Annotated in this window: 13 protein-coding genes; 3 read left to right on the top strand and 10 right to left on the bottom strand. The window is 69.1% G+C overall.

The genetic code is table 11. The features are described from left to right. Positions 1–33 precede the first annotated feature (33 nt). The 9 genes from ACIQF0_RS05450 to ACIQF0_RS05410 form a co-directional block, all read right to left on the bottom strand. Entirely contained in the window at positions 34–894 is an 861-nt protein-coding gene (locus ACIQF0_RS05450; protein WP_401024747.1) for a diacylglycerol/lipid kinase family protein, read from the bottom strand. Continuing rightward, positions 891–1,799: a twin-arginine translocase subunit TatC gene (gene tatC / locus ACIQF0_RS05445; RefSeq protein WP_401027708.1), complete on the bottom strand. Its 909-nt coding sequence runs from the start codon at positions 1,797–1,799 to the stop codon at positions 891–893. The genes ACIQF0_RS05450 and tatC overlap by 4 nt, the downstream gene beginning before the upstream one ends. A 112-nt stretch (positions 1,800–1,911) precedes the next feature. Further along, entirely contained in the window at positions 1,912–2,205 is a 294-nt protein-coding gene (tatA, locus tag ACIQF0_RS05440) for a Sec-independent protein translocase subunit TatA (protein WP_401024745.1), read from the bottom strand. After that, the gene (locus ACIQF0_RS05435) at positions 2,198–2,470 is read right to left on the bottom strand and encodes a bacteriophage holin (RefSeq protein ID WP_360033156.1); all 273 of its coding nucleotides are present in this window, start codon (positions 2,468–2,470) and stop codon (positions 2,198–2,200) included. Before ACIQF0_RS05435 ends, tatA begins: the two co-directional genes overlap by 8 nt. A gap of 18 nt (positions 2,471–2,488) precedes the next feature. Then, positions 2,489–3,460 (bottom strand): helix-turn-helix transcriptional regulator, encoded by a 972-nt coding sequence (locus ACIQF0_RS05430; RefSeq protein ID WP_401024742.1) that lies wholly within the window; start codon positions 3,458–3,460, stop codon positions 2,489–2,491. Continuing rightward, on the bottom strand, positions 3,457–4,422 hold the full coding sequence (locus ACIQF0_RS05425; RefSeq protein ID WP_360033151.1) for a WYL domain-containing protein: 966 nt from the start codon (positions 4,420–4,422) through the stop codon (positions 3,457–3,459). Before ACIQF0_RS05425 ends, ACIQF0_RS05430 begins: the two co-directional genes overlap by 4 nt. Before the next feature lie 61 nt (positions 4,423–4,483). Continuing rightward, positions 4,484–5,335 carry an alpha/beta hydrolase gene (locus ACIQF0_RS05420; protein ID WP_401024739.1) on the bottom strand — a complete coding sequence of 284 codons (852 nt, stop codon included), beginning with the start codon at positions 5,333–5,335 and terminating at the stop codon, positions 4,484–4,486. A gap of 58 nt (positions 5,336–5,393) precedes the next feature. Continuing rightward, positions 5,394–6,026 carry a hypothetical protein gene (locus ACIQF0_RS05415; protein ID WP_401024737.1) on the bottom strand — a complete coding sequence of 211 codons (633 nt, stop codon included), beginning with the start codon at positions 6,024–6,026 and terminating at the stop codon, positions 5,394–5,396. Between the two features lies 1 nt (position 6,027). Next, on the bottom strand, positions 6,028–7,032 hold the full coding sequence (locus ACIQF0_RS05410) for an oxidoreductase (protein ID WP_401024735.1): 1,005 nt from the start codon (positions 7,030–7,032) through the stop codon (positions 6,028–6,030). 121 nt (positions 7,033–7,153) lie between these two features. On the opposite strand from ACIQF0_RS05410, the gene ACIQF0_RS05405 reads away from it, so the two are divergent. Then, on the top strand, positions 7,154–11,260 hold the full coding sequence (locus ACIQF0_RS05405; RefSeq protein ID WP_401024732.1) for a hypothetical protein: 4,107 nt from the start codon (positions 7,154–7,156) through the stop codon (positions 11,258–11,260). A 51-nt stretch (positions 11,261–11,311) separates the two neighbouring features. Here the strand turns inward: ACIQF0_RS05405 and pafA are convergent, their stop codons facing one another. After that, complete coding sequence (gene pafA / locus ACIQF0_RS05400; RefSeq protein ID WP_093587937.1) at positions 11,312–12,670, bottom strand: Pup--protein ligase; 1,359 nt, start codon at positions 12,668–12,670, stop codon at positions 11,312–11,314. 116 nt (positions 12,671–12,786) lie between these two features. On the opposite strand from pafA, the gene ACIQF0_RS05395 reads away from it, so the two are divergent. Next, entirely contained in the window at positions 12,787–14,151 is a 1,365-nt protein-coding gene (locus tag ACIQF0_RS05395) for a bifunctional phosphatase PAP2/diacylglycerol kinase family protein (protein WP_401027705.1), read from the top strand. 41 nt (positions 14,152–14,192) lie between these two features. Further along, positions 14,193–14,948 carry an IclR family transcriptional regulator gene (locus ACIQF0_RS05390; RefSeq protein WP_401024729.1) on the top strand — a complete coding sequence of 252 codons (756 nt, stop codon included), beginning with the start codon at positions 14,193–14,195 and terminating at the stop codon, positions 14,946–14,948. The last annotated feature ends 18 nt before the right edge of the window (positions 14,949–14,966 follow it).

Below are 14,966 nucleotides of genomic sequence, written 5' to 3'. Positions count from 1 at the left end.
GAAAACCGAAAACGAACCGAACAGCCATACAACTTAGCGACCCAGGACTGTGAGAGCGCCTGGAACCGTCCGAACTGAGACCGGCAATGCCTCTTGGCGTTCGCCATCGGCGTACGCGATCCAGCCGTTGCCACCGGACAGAGAGACCTCACGCGCGCGGAACGTCCGCACGGCCGGGTGCTCGGTGTGCGTGCCCGTGCGCAACGTCGGCAGCATCCGCATCAGCATCCTGCGGCTGCCGTGCTCCACCACGGTCACGTCGAAGAGCCCGTCATGAGCGTCGGCACCGGGGCACACGGGGATGCCGCCGCCGTAGTTCGGCGTGTTGCCGATCGCCACGAGCGTCGCGTCCAGCTCGAACGTCTGGTCCTCGGTCGTCACGACCAGCGGCGCCGACTTCAGCGACGCCAGCTCGGCCACGATCGCGAGGTCGTAGCGGCGTGGACCGGCGGGCCAGCGCATCGCGTTCGCCCGCTCGTTGACCGCGGAGTCGAACCCGGCGCACAGCACCGTCGCGAACCACTGCCCCGTCGACAACCGGCCGAGGTCGAGCTGCTTGCGAGTGCCGTGCACGACGTCCTCGACCGACCGGGACCCGACGGCCACGGCCAGGTCGTTGCCGGTGCCGGCCGGGACGATGCCGAGCGCCGTGGACGTGCCCGCGACGGCCTGAACGCCCAGGTGGGCGGCACCGTCACCGCCGAGGACGACCAGCAGGTCGACACCGTCCGCGACGGCCTCACGGGCCATCGCGAGCGTGCCTTCGGCGTCGTGCGCGACCAACTGCTTCAACGACGAGACGTGCGGACGCAACGCCGCGGCGGTCGACCCGGCCATCCGGGCCGCCCGCCCCTTGCCCGACGCGGGGCACACCAGTAAGGCGGCCCGCGTCACGTGGCGTCGTCGTAGTTCACGCGCTTCGAGGGCTCCGAAGCGATGGCCTTCTCACCGGGGTCGTTGCCGTCGGCGTCGGACGCGACGTAGTGGAACGGCGCCGCCTCGTCGTCGTCGAGCTCGTCCAGGCCCTCGGCGGCACGCAGCTTCGCCTTGCGCTTGTCGTGCACGCGGGAGATCTGGATCGCCATCTCGAACAGCACCGACAACGCGAGGGCCAGCACGACCATCGAGATCGGGTCGGTGCCGGGCGTCGCGATCGCGGCGAACACGAACAGGCCCATCAGCAGGCCGCGCCGCCACTTGGACAGCCGCTCGTAGGACAGCACGCCAGCGCGGTTGAGCATCACCACGACCAGGGGGAGCAGGAAGCTCACCCCGAAGATGAACAGCATCGTGATGACGAAGTTGATGTACTTGCTACCCGTGAGCGCGGTGACCCAGTTGTCGCCACCGAAGCCGAGCAGCACCTTCAGGCCCTGGGGAACCACCAGGTATGCGAGCACCGCGCCGGCCACGAACAGCAGCGCTCCGGCGCTGACGAACATGCGCGCGAACTTGCGTTCCTTCTGGTAGAGGCCGGGCGTGATGAAGGCCCAGATCTGGTACAGCCACAACGGGCTGAGCAGCACCGCGCCCGCCGCCGTGCCGACCTGCAACTGCACGAGGAAGATCTCGAACGGCTCGGTCTGCAGCAACGCGCAGGTGCCGTCGTTGGTGATCTTGGCCCGGTACTGAGCCAGATCCGGCTGGCAGTACGGCCCCGTCAGGATGTCGCCCAGCGACGGGATCGGGCCGAGCCGCACCTGGAACCAGATGAAGCCGAAGATGGCACCGACGGCGATGACCAGCATCGCCAGGCCGAGCCGGTACCTCAGCTCGTACAGGTGCTCTTTGAGCGACATCGTGCCGTCGGCGCTTCCCCGACGGCGCCTGCCGCGTTCCCGGCGTTCAGCAACCCACCGGAACGGACTTGCCACCGCGTTGACCGTCCTTACAAGTCAGGAGACCGGAGGGTCAGTTGTTCGCGGCCTTGTTCTGGCTGGTCTGCTCGATCGGAGGCGCGACCTGGGGCTGCTGCTGCACCTGCGGCTGGGCCGGAGGGAGCTGCTGGACCGGCTGCTGCACGGGCTGCTGCTGCACCGGCGCGTCGTCCGCGTCGTGGTTGTCGCGCAGGCCCTTGGTCTCAGCCTTGAAGATCTTCGCCGACTTGCCGAGCGAACGCGCCATGTCAGGAAGCTTCTTCGCACCGAACAGCAGAATGATCACCACTGCGATGATGATCAGCTCGGTGGGTCCGAGGTTACCCATTGGTGATCCTCCTGTCTCCCCCGTCACGACGATCGTACGCGGGGTTTGCCCTGGTGCGGGCCTGTTCCTTGGGGCGTCGTTGTGCGAAGGCCACCTTCAGCGCAGCGGATCGCGCCTTGAGCAGGCCCACGCCGTCCCCGACCCTGTCCCCCACCAGAGTGCGGGCACGGGCGAATCGACGCAAGGATCGGATGACTCGGACCATGATCGCGACGAGCACGATCAGGCCGAGCGCGATCAGCGCCAGGGTCGGTGTCGACGGCACAAGCACAACCTATACGTCTTAGGTGGACAGCAGGTGATCTGCCCGGCGCAATGCCTCCCGCGCCTGGCGGACCACCTCGTCCGCCAGTTCCGCCGGCTGCTCTACGTGCACGTCGCCGCCCAGCCCGAGGAGCAGGCGGACCATCCAGGACGGGTCGTCGTAGCGCATGAGGACACGCGTGCGGCCGTCCGAGAGCTCCGCGGAGTGATCAACCGGGTAGTACTCGGCGACCCAGTGCGCGTCCGGTTCGAGCAGCAGCACGGCGACCTTCTGGTCGTCCCTGGGGTGGAACAACCCCTCCGATGTATCGGTCAGCTGGGCATGCGGCGGAGGCGAGGACGGCTCGTCGAGCACCTCGACGTCGTCGATGCGGTCGAGCCGGAACAAGCGCACGCCGAGCGCCGAGCGGCACCATCCTTCGAGGTAGCCGCGCCCCTCGACGAGCAGCAGCCGCATCGGATCGACCACTCGGTCGCTCATCGCGTCGTGCGACTGCGAGTAGTAACGGATGCGCACGGCCCGTTCGCGCTTCACGGCGTCCTGCACGGCGGCGCGAACCTCGGCGGTCTCCCCGCGTTCGAACGCGCCGAGCCCGACCACCATGCCCGCCGGCTGCGCCTTGCCGACCGCCGCCTCGATCTTCGCGAGCGCCCGCTGGACGGCGTCCGTGTCGACCACACCAGGCGTGTCGGCCAGCGCCCGCAGCGCGACCAGCAGCGACGCCGCCTCGGCCGCGGTGAGGCGCAACGGCCGGTCGAGGCCCGCGTCGAAGGAGACGGTGATCGTCTCGCCCTCGAACGACAGGTCGATCAGGTCACCGGGCCCGTAGCCGGGCAGGCCGCACATCCACAGCAGCTCGAGGTCCTTGCGGAGCTGCTTGGGCGTGATGCCGAAGTCGGCCGCGGCCTCCTTGACGGTGATGGCGGGGCGGGTGAGCAGGTACGGCACGAGTGCGAGCAGACGCGGCAGCCGTTCGTTCGACGCGGTCACCGCGCTCCTTCCAGTGCGCCCTGCAGGCGGTCGCGGACCGACTTGGCCAGGACCTCGGGTTCCAGCACCACGACGTCGGGCCCGAACCCGGCGAGCCACTTGGCGGCCGAGTCGGGGAACTTCAGGTCGATCTCGACGACGTCGCCGCCGTCGCGTTCCTCGACGACCTTCGCGTGCCGCCGCAGCCCCTGCGCCCGATCCTTGGCCACCCAGATCTTGGCGGGCGCCGTGTGGTGCGGATCGACCTCCGTGCGCGCGATGAGACTCATCAGATCCGTGCCTTCGGGAACGGTGAAGGCGTTGGGCCTGCCCACGGTCCGGACCGCGCCCACGACGCGTGAGAGCCGGAAGCAGCGCGTGTCGTTGCGTTCACGATCCCAGCCCACGAGGTACCACTTGCCGCGCCACGCGACGACACCCCACGGCTCGACCGTTCGTTCCTTCTGCCCGCCCGGCGGCGGCTTGCGGTAGTCGAACGCGACGACCTGCCCCGCCTGCACGGCCTGCAACAGCGGCGGGAACGCGGGCTCGTTCGCCCGCACCTTGGGCTCGACGGCCGCGGGCGTGTCCTGGTCGACGTCCACACCGGCGGCCCGCAGCTTGATCAACGCCCCGTGCACCGCGCCCGTGAGCTGAGGCGAGTCCCAGAGCCGGGCGGCCAGCGCCACGGCCGCGGCCTCGTCGGGTTCGAGGTCGATGTCGCCGAGCTCGTAGTCACGCCGCGCGATCCGGTACCCGTCCTCCGCGCCCTCGGCGTTGGACTGCCGGCCGGTCTCGAGCGGCACGCCGAGATCCCGCAGCTCGGACTTGTCCCTTTCGAACATGCGGAAGAACGCCTCGTCCGTCGGCGCTTCGTGATAGCCGGGGACGATGGCGCGGATGCGCTCCGCTGTCAGGTACTGACGGGTCGACAGCAGGCACAGCACCAGGTTGACAAGGCGTTCGGCGCGTGCGATGGCCACGGAGAGACCCTAACGCGTGCGCGCACCGAAACCTCATCACCACCTGTCGTCAACGGTCCGTTCAAAACAGCGTCCGCAGTTCCCGGACCAGTTCGACGGGTGCCTCCTCGGCCATGTGGTGACCGCAGCCGAGGGCACGTACCCGCACGTCATCCGCCCACTCGGCCCAGATCCCGGGCAGGTCGTCGTACAGCTCGCCGAGGTCGTCCTCGGCCGACCACAACGCCAGCACCGGGCAAGAGATCTTCCGTCCGGCGGCGCGGTCCTCGTCGTCGTGCTGACGGTCGACCTCCAGACCGGCGCGGTAGTCGCCGCACATCGCGAGCACGGTCGCCGGGTCGTGGATCGCCCGCTGGAAGTCGGCCCAGTTCTCCACGCCCATCGCCAGCGGGGTGTCGTGGTAGCGGCGGCCGTACCAGAGATCGGGGTCCTGGTTGATCATCGCGGCCGCGAGTTCCTGCTGTGCCAGGAAGAACCAGTGGTACCAGTCCTGGGCGAAGCGGGCGTTCGCACGAGAGAGATGAGCGCCGATCGGCAGCCCGTCCAGCACGGCGAGTCGCGTGACCCTCTCCGGGTGGTCGAGCGCGAGCCGGATGGCGGCGGCAGCGCCCCGGTCGTGGCCCGCGACGGCGAACTTCTCGTGGCCCAGCTGGCTCATCAGGTTCACGAAGTCGCGCGCCATGGCGCGTTTCGAGTAATCACCGGGTTTGCTGGATTCGCCGTAACCGCGAAGATCCGGGCATACGACCGTGTAATCGTTCGCCAGCAACGGCGCGACGCGGTGCCACGTGGTGTGTGTTCGCGGATGGCCGTGCAAGAGGAGGACCGGCGGCCCTGCACCACCGGTCCTCACTCGCAGATTGGCCTCGCCAACGTCCCTGCAACGCAACGAGAATCCGTCGAACACCTGCATCGGCTACCCCGCTCGGGAGTGGCCGACACGTCCTTTTTCGCCAGACCCCCTTCGGGCGTTACACACCTACGACGATCTCGGACTCGGGATCGTGGTCGAGCGTGGTCGTACCTGCCACGACGACGGTCGCCTTGCGCCACGGCTGTTCGCGCGCCAGGAACGGCAACTCCTCGGCCAGCCACGCGGCGACGTGCCGTTGGTGCTCGGCGGAGTCGCCGTCCCGGGCGACCAGCCGTCGTTCCTGCTCGTCCAGGTCGCCCTGCACCCAGATCGAGGCGTCGATCCACTCGGCGCACCGCTCCCGGATGATCCCGGTGCCCTCGATCCACACGACGTCCAACCCGGACGCGACCTGGATCGCGCCGGGCCTGTCGCGTTCGGCCCAGGCCGCCGGCCGGAACGCCACCGCCTCGCCCCGGCGCAGGGGCGCCAGGACGTTCTCGACCAGCAGGTCCGCCCAGTCGAAGTAGGCGTGGTGCCAGGCGACGTCGTCGGTGTGCACCACCTCGGACCCCGGGACGATCCCCCGCAACCGTCCGGCGAGAGTGGACTTCCCGGCACCACCGCGCCCGTCGATCGCGACGAGGAGGGGACGCCCGGTGGGCGCCTCCTCCCGCAGCCGCCGCACGACGTCGGCCAGCCTGGCGACCCGCCAGCCCGCGGCCCCGGTCTCACCCGGATGCAGACGCATGTCAGGTCCGGCCGACCCGCCCCTTCTCCCCCGCCGCCCAGCAGGTCGAACCGACGCAGTCCACGGTGTCGAAACTCCCGGTGTCCGCGATCTTCCAGGACTTGCCGTCCCTGCTGGTGTCCGTCCCGGACGGTCCGACCGCGACCAGCCCGTCCCCGCGATAGGCGATGCCGGACCGATACCCGACCGGCGCCTGCTTGCCCGCCGTCCACCCGCGACCGTCGTTCGTCGCGAACGCCGGCGTCGGATCGGTCGGCTTCAGGTAGTCCCCGCCGATAGCCACACCCCGCCACGGCGTCTTGAACGCGACCGCGAACACCCCGGCCGCCTCACCGCTGGGCAAGGGGGTGTCGGAGGCCTTCCACGACCGCCCACCGTCCCGCGACTCCAACACCCGTGCCCTCGCCCCGCCGCCGGTAGCGATCCACGCGTGGTTGCCGCTGGTCGTCACACACTGCCCGGACGCCGCGAACGCGAACTCACCCGGCAACGCGTCCGGCATGCCCTTGGTGTCGTTGACGTGCCACGACCGACCGCCGTCCCACGTCCTGAGGACACGGAACTTGCCGTCGACGGGATCACTCAACGCCAGCCCGCGGAACCGGTCGAAGAACGCCACGCAGTCGTAGAACGCCTTCGGGTCCGTGTTCCGGAACTCCTCCTGCCACGACTTACCGCCATCGGCCGTGCGGTAGATCCGCGACGACTCACCCTCGCCGATCGACAACGCCACGGCGTTGCGCGCGTCGAAGGCCTCGATGTCGCGGAACTCCAGCGCCTCGGTGCCGGGCGGCCCGACGGAGTCCCACGTCCGGCCGCCGTTCGTCGTGCGCAGGACGGTGCCCTTGGAGCCGCTGACCCACGCGACCTGCCCGTTGACCGCGGACAGGCCTCGGAAGCGCGCGTCGGTGCCGGTGGGCTTCAGGTCCCAGAAGGTGTCGTCCGATGCCGAAGCCACCCCGGGAAGTATCAGGAAAGCAGCGAGTGCCGCCGCGATGATCCTCATGCGCCCACTCTGGTCGAGCCGGTGTCCACTTCCTACCCGCTGATCGGCCGGACACGGCTGAACGGGTGATGTGCCGCGTCGCTGCCGCACTTCCCTGCGGCCGCGGCAGAAGATCCTCGGCATGCAGGAGAACGACCCGCGCCTGGTGATCGGAGCGACCGCACTGCGGCGTTCCCTCGCGGAGGTCACCGCGCCACACCGGTGGACGACGGCCGCACGCGACCACCTGGGCCCCTCGAACACGATGCTGGGCGGCGTCACCGCCGTGGTGTCCCACCTGGCCGTGCAGTACGAGGACACCCTCGGAGCGTTGGCGGGCGACCCCTGGCTCGACACCGAGTTCGCGGACCGGTTCACCCGGCGGCTCCGCTGGCTGACCAGGCAGGTGCTGGAGCAGCTGCGTCTGTCCGACGCCGAGGCCGCGCTGCTCGTCGTGTTCCCGTACCTGCACCAGGCGTTCTGGGCGAAGGCGGCGGTGCGGCAGGGCGTGGATCCGGCGGTCGCCGCCTTCACGTCCAGCGCCGGGCTGACGAAGTTCAGCACGTTCGCGGCCGGGCAAGGCGCCCTGCACCGCCGTGCCGTCCGTGCCGCCGAAACCGGCGACCCGGCGGCCGCGGGCATCGGATGGTGGATGTTCCACCAGTGGCTCGTCCGGCAGCCCGAGTGCTACGCCCTGGACACCATCACGTCGCTGCTGCCCGAGTCGATCCCTCCCCCGTTGAACGCGGTGCTCACCGCCACGCGTCTCATGGAGCTGATGCGCGCGGTCCAGCTCGATCCCGCCTACCTGCGCCGAGTCGACCGCCCCGGAACGCTGAGGCCGGTCGCGCGCATCGCCGGCGGCACCGAACTGGAACAGGACCTGCGCGAGCAACTGCTCGGCTACCTGCTCGTCGTCGCCCACCGCACCGCCATCGACCCCACCGCACTGCCCAGGGTGATCGCCGACCACATCGGCATCGACGACGGCATCACCCCGGACGAGGTGCTCACGTCGATCCGCCAGGCCACGTGGGACGGCAACCGCACCCGCGTGCTCACGACGGACTGCCGCCACCCCGCGACCGCCCTCGCCCTGCACGACCGCGCGGCGGCCGTCGACGCCGTGCTCGCCGAGATCGTCCGCGCCGCCGAGGACTCGGACTCCCTCGCGCCACTCAAGAACATGCCCGTCCACGCGTCGGCGGACGGCACGACCCCCGCCGCGACGCCCGGTCACCGGTTCCGCCTGGCGGACGACCAGATCCGGGCGCTGCTCATGGGCGAACAGCTCTACGGCGCCTCGGAGCTCGCCATCCGGGAGCTGTACCAGAACGCCCTCGACGCCTGCCGCTACCGCCAGGCCCGCACCGCCTACCTGACGGCGACCGGAACCCCGCCGCCACCGTGGACGGGCCGGATCGACTTCCGGCAGGGCGTCGACGAGCTGGACCGGCCGTTCCTCGAATGCTCCGACAACGGCATCGGCATGGGCGACCGCGAGCTCGTGGACGTCTTCGCGCACGCCGGCGTGCGCTTCACCGACATGCCCGAGTACATCGAGGAGCAGGCCGACTGGGCCTCGGCGGGCGTCGAGTCGTTCCCCAACAGCCGGTTCGGCATCGGCGTGCTCAGCTACTTCATGCTGGCCGACGAGATCACGGTGACGACGTGCAGGCTCAGCCGCGCGGGCCGCCCCGGCCGCCGGTTGGAGGTCCACATCGCGGGCCCTGACGCCCTGTTCCGCGTGCGTGACCTCGGACCGGGCGACGAGGCGGGCACGGTCGTGCGGCTGCGCCTGCGGCCGGCTGACCAACCGGTGCGCTGCACCTCGCTGCTGCGCCGGATCCTGTGGGTGAGCGACTTCGCGGTCACGTCGGACGACCTGAGCGGCTACCAGATCTGGGAACCTCGGCAGCTGTCACCAACGGCTCCGATCGGCGTGGATGACGCGCTCGACCCCCATGGCAGAAGAGTGGCGGGCAACGTTGTACAGGCCGCGGGCAGAGTGTGGTGGTGCGACACCCTGGGCGCAGTCCTCTCCGACGGACTCTGGGCCGGGACCACGACGTTCGGCGCGGTGGTCGATCTGTCCGGCCACGACCAGCCCCGGCTCACGGTGAACCGCCAGGAGATTGTCGAACTCGACTCCTCTGCGGTCGAGGACCTGTTGCGCCCCGCGATCCCAGCCCTGCTCACCTCCCCGGGCTCGCCGTTGTCCCACGCCTGGCTGTCAGAGTTGTCCGAGACCATGCCGTCGCTCGCCGATAAGATCTGCGCGCGAGCAATCGACGTCCGGTATCGACCCTGGCGAGTGGGTTCGGTGGACGCACCGATCGAAGTCGTGGGCTGTTTTCCCAGCGACGCCAACCTCTTCTCGGATGATCGGGAGCTGTACCTGCACTGGAACAACGAGGTCAGCAGGTGGCGACTTGCGGTATGGCTGCAAGTGGGCACGGGACGAGGGCCCGCCACCGAGGAAGTCGTGCCGGCCCGCCCGTCCGACGACAGCTTGCTCCGCACCTTCCTGGACAGGCCGTCTGAGGCAAACGTTCTCAAGGTTGCGCAAATCACTCAACGCGCTCCGTCCGAGGTCGTGGCCAGGCTCGTCGAACTCGGCTACCCCGCTCCAGATCCGGACTCGTTGCCCGCCGACGTGAGTGAGATCAACCCGGAACTGCTCGTCGACTACGACCGGCGGAAGGTCTGGCTAACGGCAGACGCGGGTCTGTCACGCGGTTACGTCCTGGACCTCGCGGTCCACGTTGGCCTGGCCCCGTCCACTCTGGTCGAACGACTGGCCGAACTCGGGTACGACACCAGCACGGTGGGTCCGCTTCCCGCAGTGGTCCGCGCGGACGACGCCGAGCTGCTGGCGGGCGGCGTGATGCGTGGCCCGCTCCGGTCCGACGAGACCGTTTCAGCCGCTCACGTCATGGTTGTTGCACACGAGACAAACCGGACACCCATCGAGATCGTGATGCGACTCGCCGAGCTGGGATATGACACGCCGGACATCGGCACCTTGCCGAGGCGGAGCGATCCGCAGGACGGACATACGTTCATCGACCAGGAAAGGCCCGGACGCTTCTACGTCCGAAGCCCTGTATCGCGACGACACATCATCCTCACGGCGTTGGAGACAGGCCGAGAACCAGCACAGATCGCCGCGCGACTCGCGGAAGCAGGGTTGGAGAGCGCATCGGCCGAGGTTCTCACGGAGAGCCTCACCTCGTTCGATCACAAGATCACCCACAAGCGCCGGAACGATCAGGACACCCTGCATCGCGATGTGGTCGTCAACATCGGACACGTCGTCATCGCCGCGCTCGAGACCGGCGCGTCACCTGTCGTGGTCGCGAGCAGGCTGACCGAGCTCGGCTACAAGACGCCATCACCTGAGCTCCTTCCGGCGACCGCTGACCCTGATGATCTGGCACTGCTCAGCACCGCGATCAGAGCCGACGCGATGACCAACTCGGACGAGTCGGCGTGGTTGCGGCCCGGAACGCGGGTGAGCCTCCAGCACGTCCTCATCGCGGCGGCCACGACAGCGCTCAGTCCACGCTCGGTCGCCTGCAGACTGGCGGAGTACGGCTTCGACACCCCGCCGGACCACCTGCTGGACCTGGAACCGCAACTGGAGGACCTGCTCCTGCTGAGCGTCGCCCTGAACAGCAAGCTGCCCTGGCTGACCGGTCACCACCCGGCGCTGGAGCGGTCCGGCCTCAAGGTGCCGCTGGGGCACGTGCTCGCCGCAGCCGCCCGGCTCGGGAAGTCTCCCGCTGCGGTGGCTGCGCGGCTCGAGACGCTTGGTCTGCGCACGGAGGCCGTCATGTGGCCGGACAGGGTGGAGCGGCATGACAGCCGCTTGTTGATGCGCCCGCTGAAGAACGAGAGTTGGCGGGGCCGACGGTCTGCGGAGTTCGGCTGGATCGGCCTGACTGAACCAGCTGACGCGCTGCACCTGCTGGTCACAGCTGGCGATACCGGTTTGACGCCCGCAGAGGTGGCCTATCGGCTGTCCCTGCTCGGAGTCCCGGTCGCGGAGTCGAGAGGTCTTCCGCCGTCCGTCGACAAGCTCGACCTGAAACTGCTGAGCGAGTCGTTGAACGGTTCAGCCCCTTACCGGGACCTGAACGTGGAGTTCCCACGCGAGGACGTCATGCGCGCGGTGTTCGCAACACATCTGATGCCTCGCGAGGTGTTCGAGCGACTGGAGCGGCTCGGCATCCGAGTCGGTGAATGACGAACGCGGCGGGCCCCGGAAGGAGCCCGCCGCGTTCGGTTCAAGCCTGCGTCAGAGCGACGAGATCAAGCGCTCGACGCGCTCGTCCACCGCCCGGAACGGGTCCTTGCACAGCACGGTGCGCTGCGCCTGGTCGTTCAGCTTCAGGTGCACCCAGTCGACGGTGAAGTCGCGACCGGCGGCCTGGGCGGCGGCGATGAAGTCACCGCGCAGCTTGGCCCGCGTGGTCTGCGGCGGGGTGTCCTTGGCGGCCTCGATCTCGCCGTCGTCGGTCACGCGCTCGACCTGGCCCTTGCGCTGCAGCAGGTCGAACACGCCGCGGCCGCGGCGGATGTCGTGGTAGGCGAGGTCGATCTGGGCGATGCGCGGGTTGGACAGGTCCATGTTGTGCTTTTCCATGTACCGGTTCATCAGGCGGTTCTTGATGGCCCAGTCGATCTCGCGGTCGATCTTCGTCAGGTCCTGGGCCTCGACGGCGTCGAGGGTGCGGCCCCAGAGTTCGAGGACGCGCTCCGCCATCGGGTCCGGTGAGCGCTTGGCGCAGTGCTCGACGGCCTTCTCGAAGTACTCGCGCTGGATGTCGAGCGCGGAGGCCTCCTTGCCGCCCGCGAGGCGGACGGTGCGGCGGCCGGTCAGGTCGTGGGAGATCTCGCGGATGGCGCGGATCGGGTTGTCCAGCGAGAAGTCGCGGAACTGGACGCCCTGCTCGATCATCTCGAGCACCAGGTTCGCGCTGCCGACCTTCAGCAGCGTCGTCACCTCGGACATGTTCGAGTCGCCGACGATGACGTGCAGGCGCCGGTAGCGCTCGGCGTCGGCGTGCGGCTCGTCGCGGGTGTTGATGATCGGGCGGGAGCGGGTGGTCGCGGACGACACGCCCTCCCAGATGTGCTCGGCGCGCTGCGAGAGGCAGTACACGGCGCCGCGCGGGGTCTGCAGGACCTTGCCCGCGCCGCAGATCAGCTGCCTGGTCACCAGGAACGGCAGCAGCACGTCCGCGATGCGCGAGAACTCGCCGGCGCGTGCCACCAGGTAGTTCTCGTGGCAGCCGTAGGAGTTGCCGGCCGAGTCGGTGTTGTTCTTGAACAGGAAGATGTCGCCGCCGATGCCCTCGTCGGCGAGCCTGCGCTCGGCGTCGACGAGCAGGTCCTCCAGGATCCGCTCACCGGCCTTGTCGTGCGTGACGAGCTGCGCCAGGTCGTCGCACTCGGCCGTCGCGTACTCCGGGTGGGAGCCGACGTCGAGGTAGAGCCGGGAGCCGTTGCGCAAGAAGACGTTGGAAGAACGCCCCCACGAGACGACGCGGCGGAACAAGTACCGCGCGACCTCGTCCGGGGACAGACGACGCTGCCCGTGGAAGGTGCAGGTCACCCCGAATTCTGTCTCAATGCCGAAGATCCGCCGCTGCATGCCTCAACAGTAGGCGACTCTCAGGCGGAGCAGGGTGATCCGTTCGGGCGGCACGCCGGTTGCGGTTTAGTGTCGGAGGGGTGTGGAAACGGGTCAGCGCTCTCGACAAGAAGCTCATGAGCTCCTCGGCCGGACTACGTCCGAGCAGGCTCGACAGGGGTTTGAAGAGGCTTTCGAAAGCCGCCAACCACAGCCTGCTGTGGTTCGTCGTCGCGGCGATTCTGGCGACCAGGAAAGGCCCGTACCGGCGTGGTGCGATGCGGGGCCTTGCGGCCATCGCAGGGGCCTCTGCCAGCGCGAACCTCGTCGGCAAGTCACTTTTCCCGCGCCGTCGGCCCGCCGCGGATCTGCTCGCGATGGACCGCAGGTTGTCCAAGCGGCCGACGTCGTCGTCATTCCCGTCCGGTCACTCCGCGTCAGCGGCCGCTTTCGCCACGGCGGTGGCCATGGAATCCCCCAAAGCAGGCGCTGTGGTGGCGCCGATCGCGGCCGCGGTCGCCTATTCACGCGTTCACACGGGCGTTCATTGGCCGACGGATGTCGCGGCCGGCGCGGCGGTCGGTGTCGGCGCCGCGCTGATCACCCGCCGGTGGTGGCCGCTCGGGGTGAACGAGCCCGCGTCTGCCTACGAACACGCCGACCTGACGTCGTTGCAGGACGGCGACGGGCTGGTCGTGGTGGTGAACCCGCACTCGGGGATCGGGCCGGATCCGACGCCGCAGATCACCGAGGAGTGGCCGAAGGCGCAGATCGTCTCGGTCGAGGAGCTGTCGGACCTGCCGGACGCGAAGGCGCTGGGCGTGGCCGGTGGCGACGGGACCGTGGCCACCGTGGCCGCCATCGCCGCCGAGCGCGACCTACCGCTGGTGCTCGTCCCCTCCGGCACGTTGAACCACTTCGCGCGTGACGTGGGCATCATGGGCCTGCACGACACGGCTCAGGCGGTGGCGGACGGCGTGGGCGTGCGGGTGGACATGGCGAAGGTCAACGACCAGTGGTTCATCAACACGGCGTCGCTCGGCGGCTACCCCGACATGGTGCGCATCCGCGAGAAGCTGGAGAAGCGCTGGGGCAAGTGGCCCGCGGCCGGAATCGCGATGTTCCGCGTCCTGCAGCGCGCGAAGCCGTTGCACATGACGATCGACGGCGACAAGCACCTCGTGTGGATGCTGTTCGTGGGCAACGGGCCGTACCGGCCGAAGGGCTTCGCGCCGACCATGCGGCCCCGGCTGGACGACGGGCTGCTCGACGTGCGGTTCGTCCGTGCGGACCGGAAGTACTCGCGGACCAGGTTCTTCTTCGGCGCTCTTCTCGGGGCGTTGGAGCACTCGCGCATGTACAAGCACTTCGAGGTGGCGTCGTTGAACGTCGAGGTGCACGGCGCGCCCATCTCGATCGCGACGGACGGTGAGGTCCGGGAGAAGGCGAACCACTTCAAGTTCCGTTCGCGTGCGGCCGCGCTGGGAATCTATCGGCCGTAAGTGTTCGACATTGTCGAACGTACGCAGCTAGAGTGGGGTGCGTGCCCGGCCCCATTCAGTCCATTCAACGCGCGGCAGAGGTCCTGAAGCTGCTCGCGCACGGCGGCGCGCACCAGCTGAGCGTCGGCGAGATCGCCCGCGCCCTGGACCTCGCGAAACCGACGGTGCACGGCATCCTGCGGACGTTGCAGGAGGTCGGGTTCGTCGAGCAGGAGGTCGAGGGCGGCAAGTACCGCCTGGGTGCCGCGCTGTTCCAGATCGGTACGTCCTACCTGGACGGCAACGAGCTGCGCGCCAAGGCGTTGAACTGGTCGGACACGTTGGCGATGCGTGCGCGCGAGGCCGTACGCATCGGCGTGATGCACGGCAAGCACGTGCTCGTCGTGCATCACGTGTTCCGGCCGGACAACAGCCGGCAGACGCTCGACACCGGCGCGCTGCTGCCATGGAACGCGACAGCCCTGGGCAAGGCGCTGGTCGCGTTCGGCGACTGGCCGGACGGCGACCTGCAGCCGTTCACGCGGCACACCCTCAACCCCGAGCAGCTCACCGACGCCATGAACGAGGTCCGCGACCGCGACTGGGCCTACGACCTGCACGAACTGGTCGAGGGTGAGGCGTCCGTCGCGGCACCGATCCGTGACCGGCGTGGCGTGGTCGTGGGCGCCGTCGGCATCTCCGGACCGGTCGAGCGGCTGTGCGACTCCCCCGATCTGCCCCCTCGCCTCGAACTCGTCTCCTACGTACGTGAGGCAGCTCGCAGCATCTCCAGGGAGCTCGGCGGGCTCTCCTGGTAGTAGTGTGGAATCGTTCGA

It is taken from the genome of Lentzea sp. NPDC092896, from assembly GCF_044754905.1.
Classification (GTDB): domain Bacteria; phylum Actinomycetota; class Actinomycetes; order Mycobacteriales; family Pseudonocardiaceae; genus Lentzea.
This window is presented reverse-complemented; position numbering and strand designations above follow the sequence as displayed.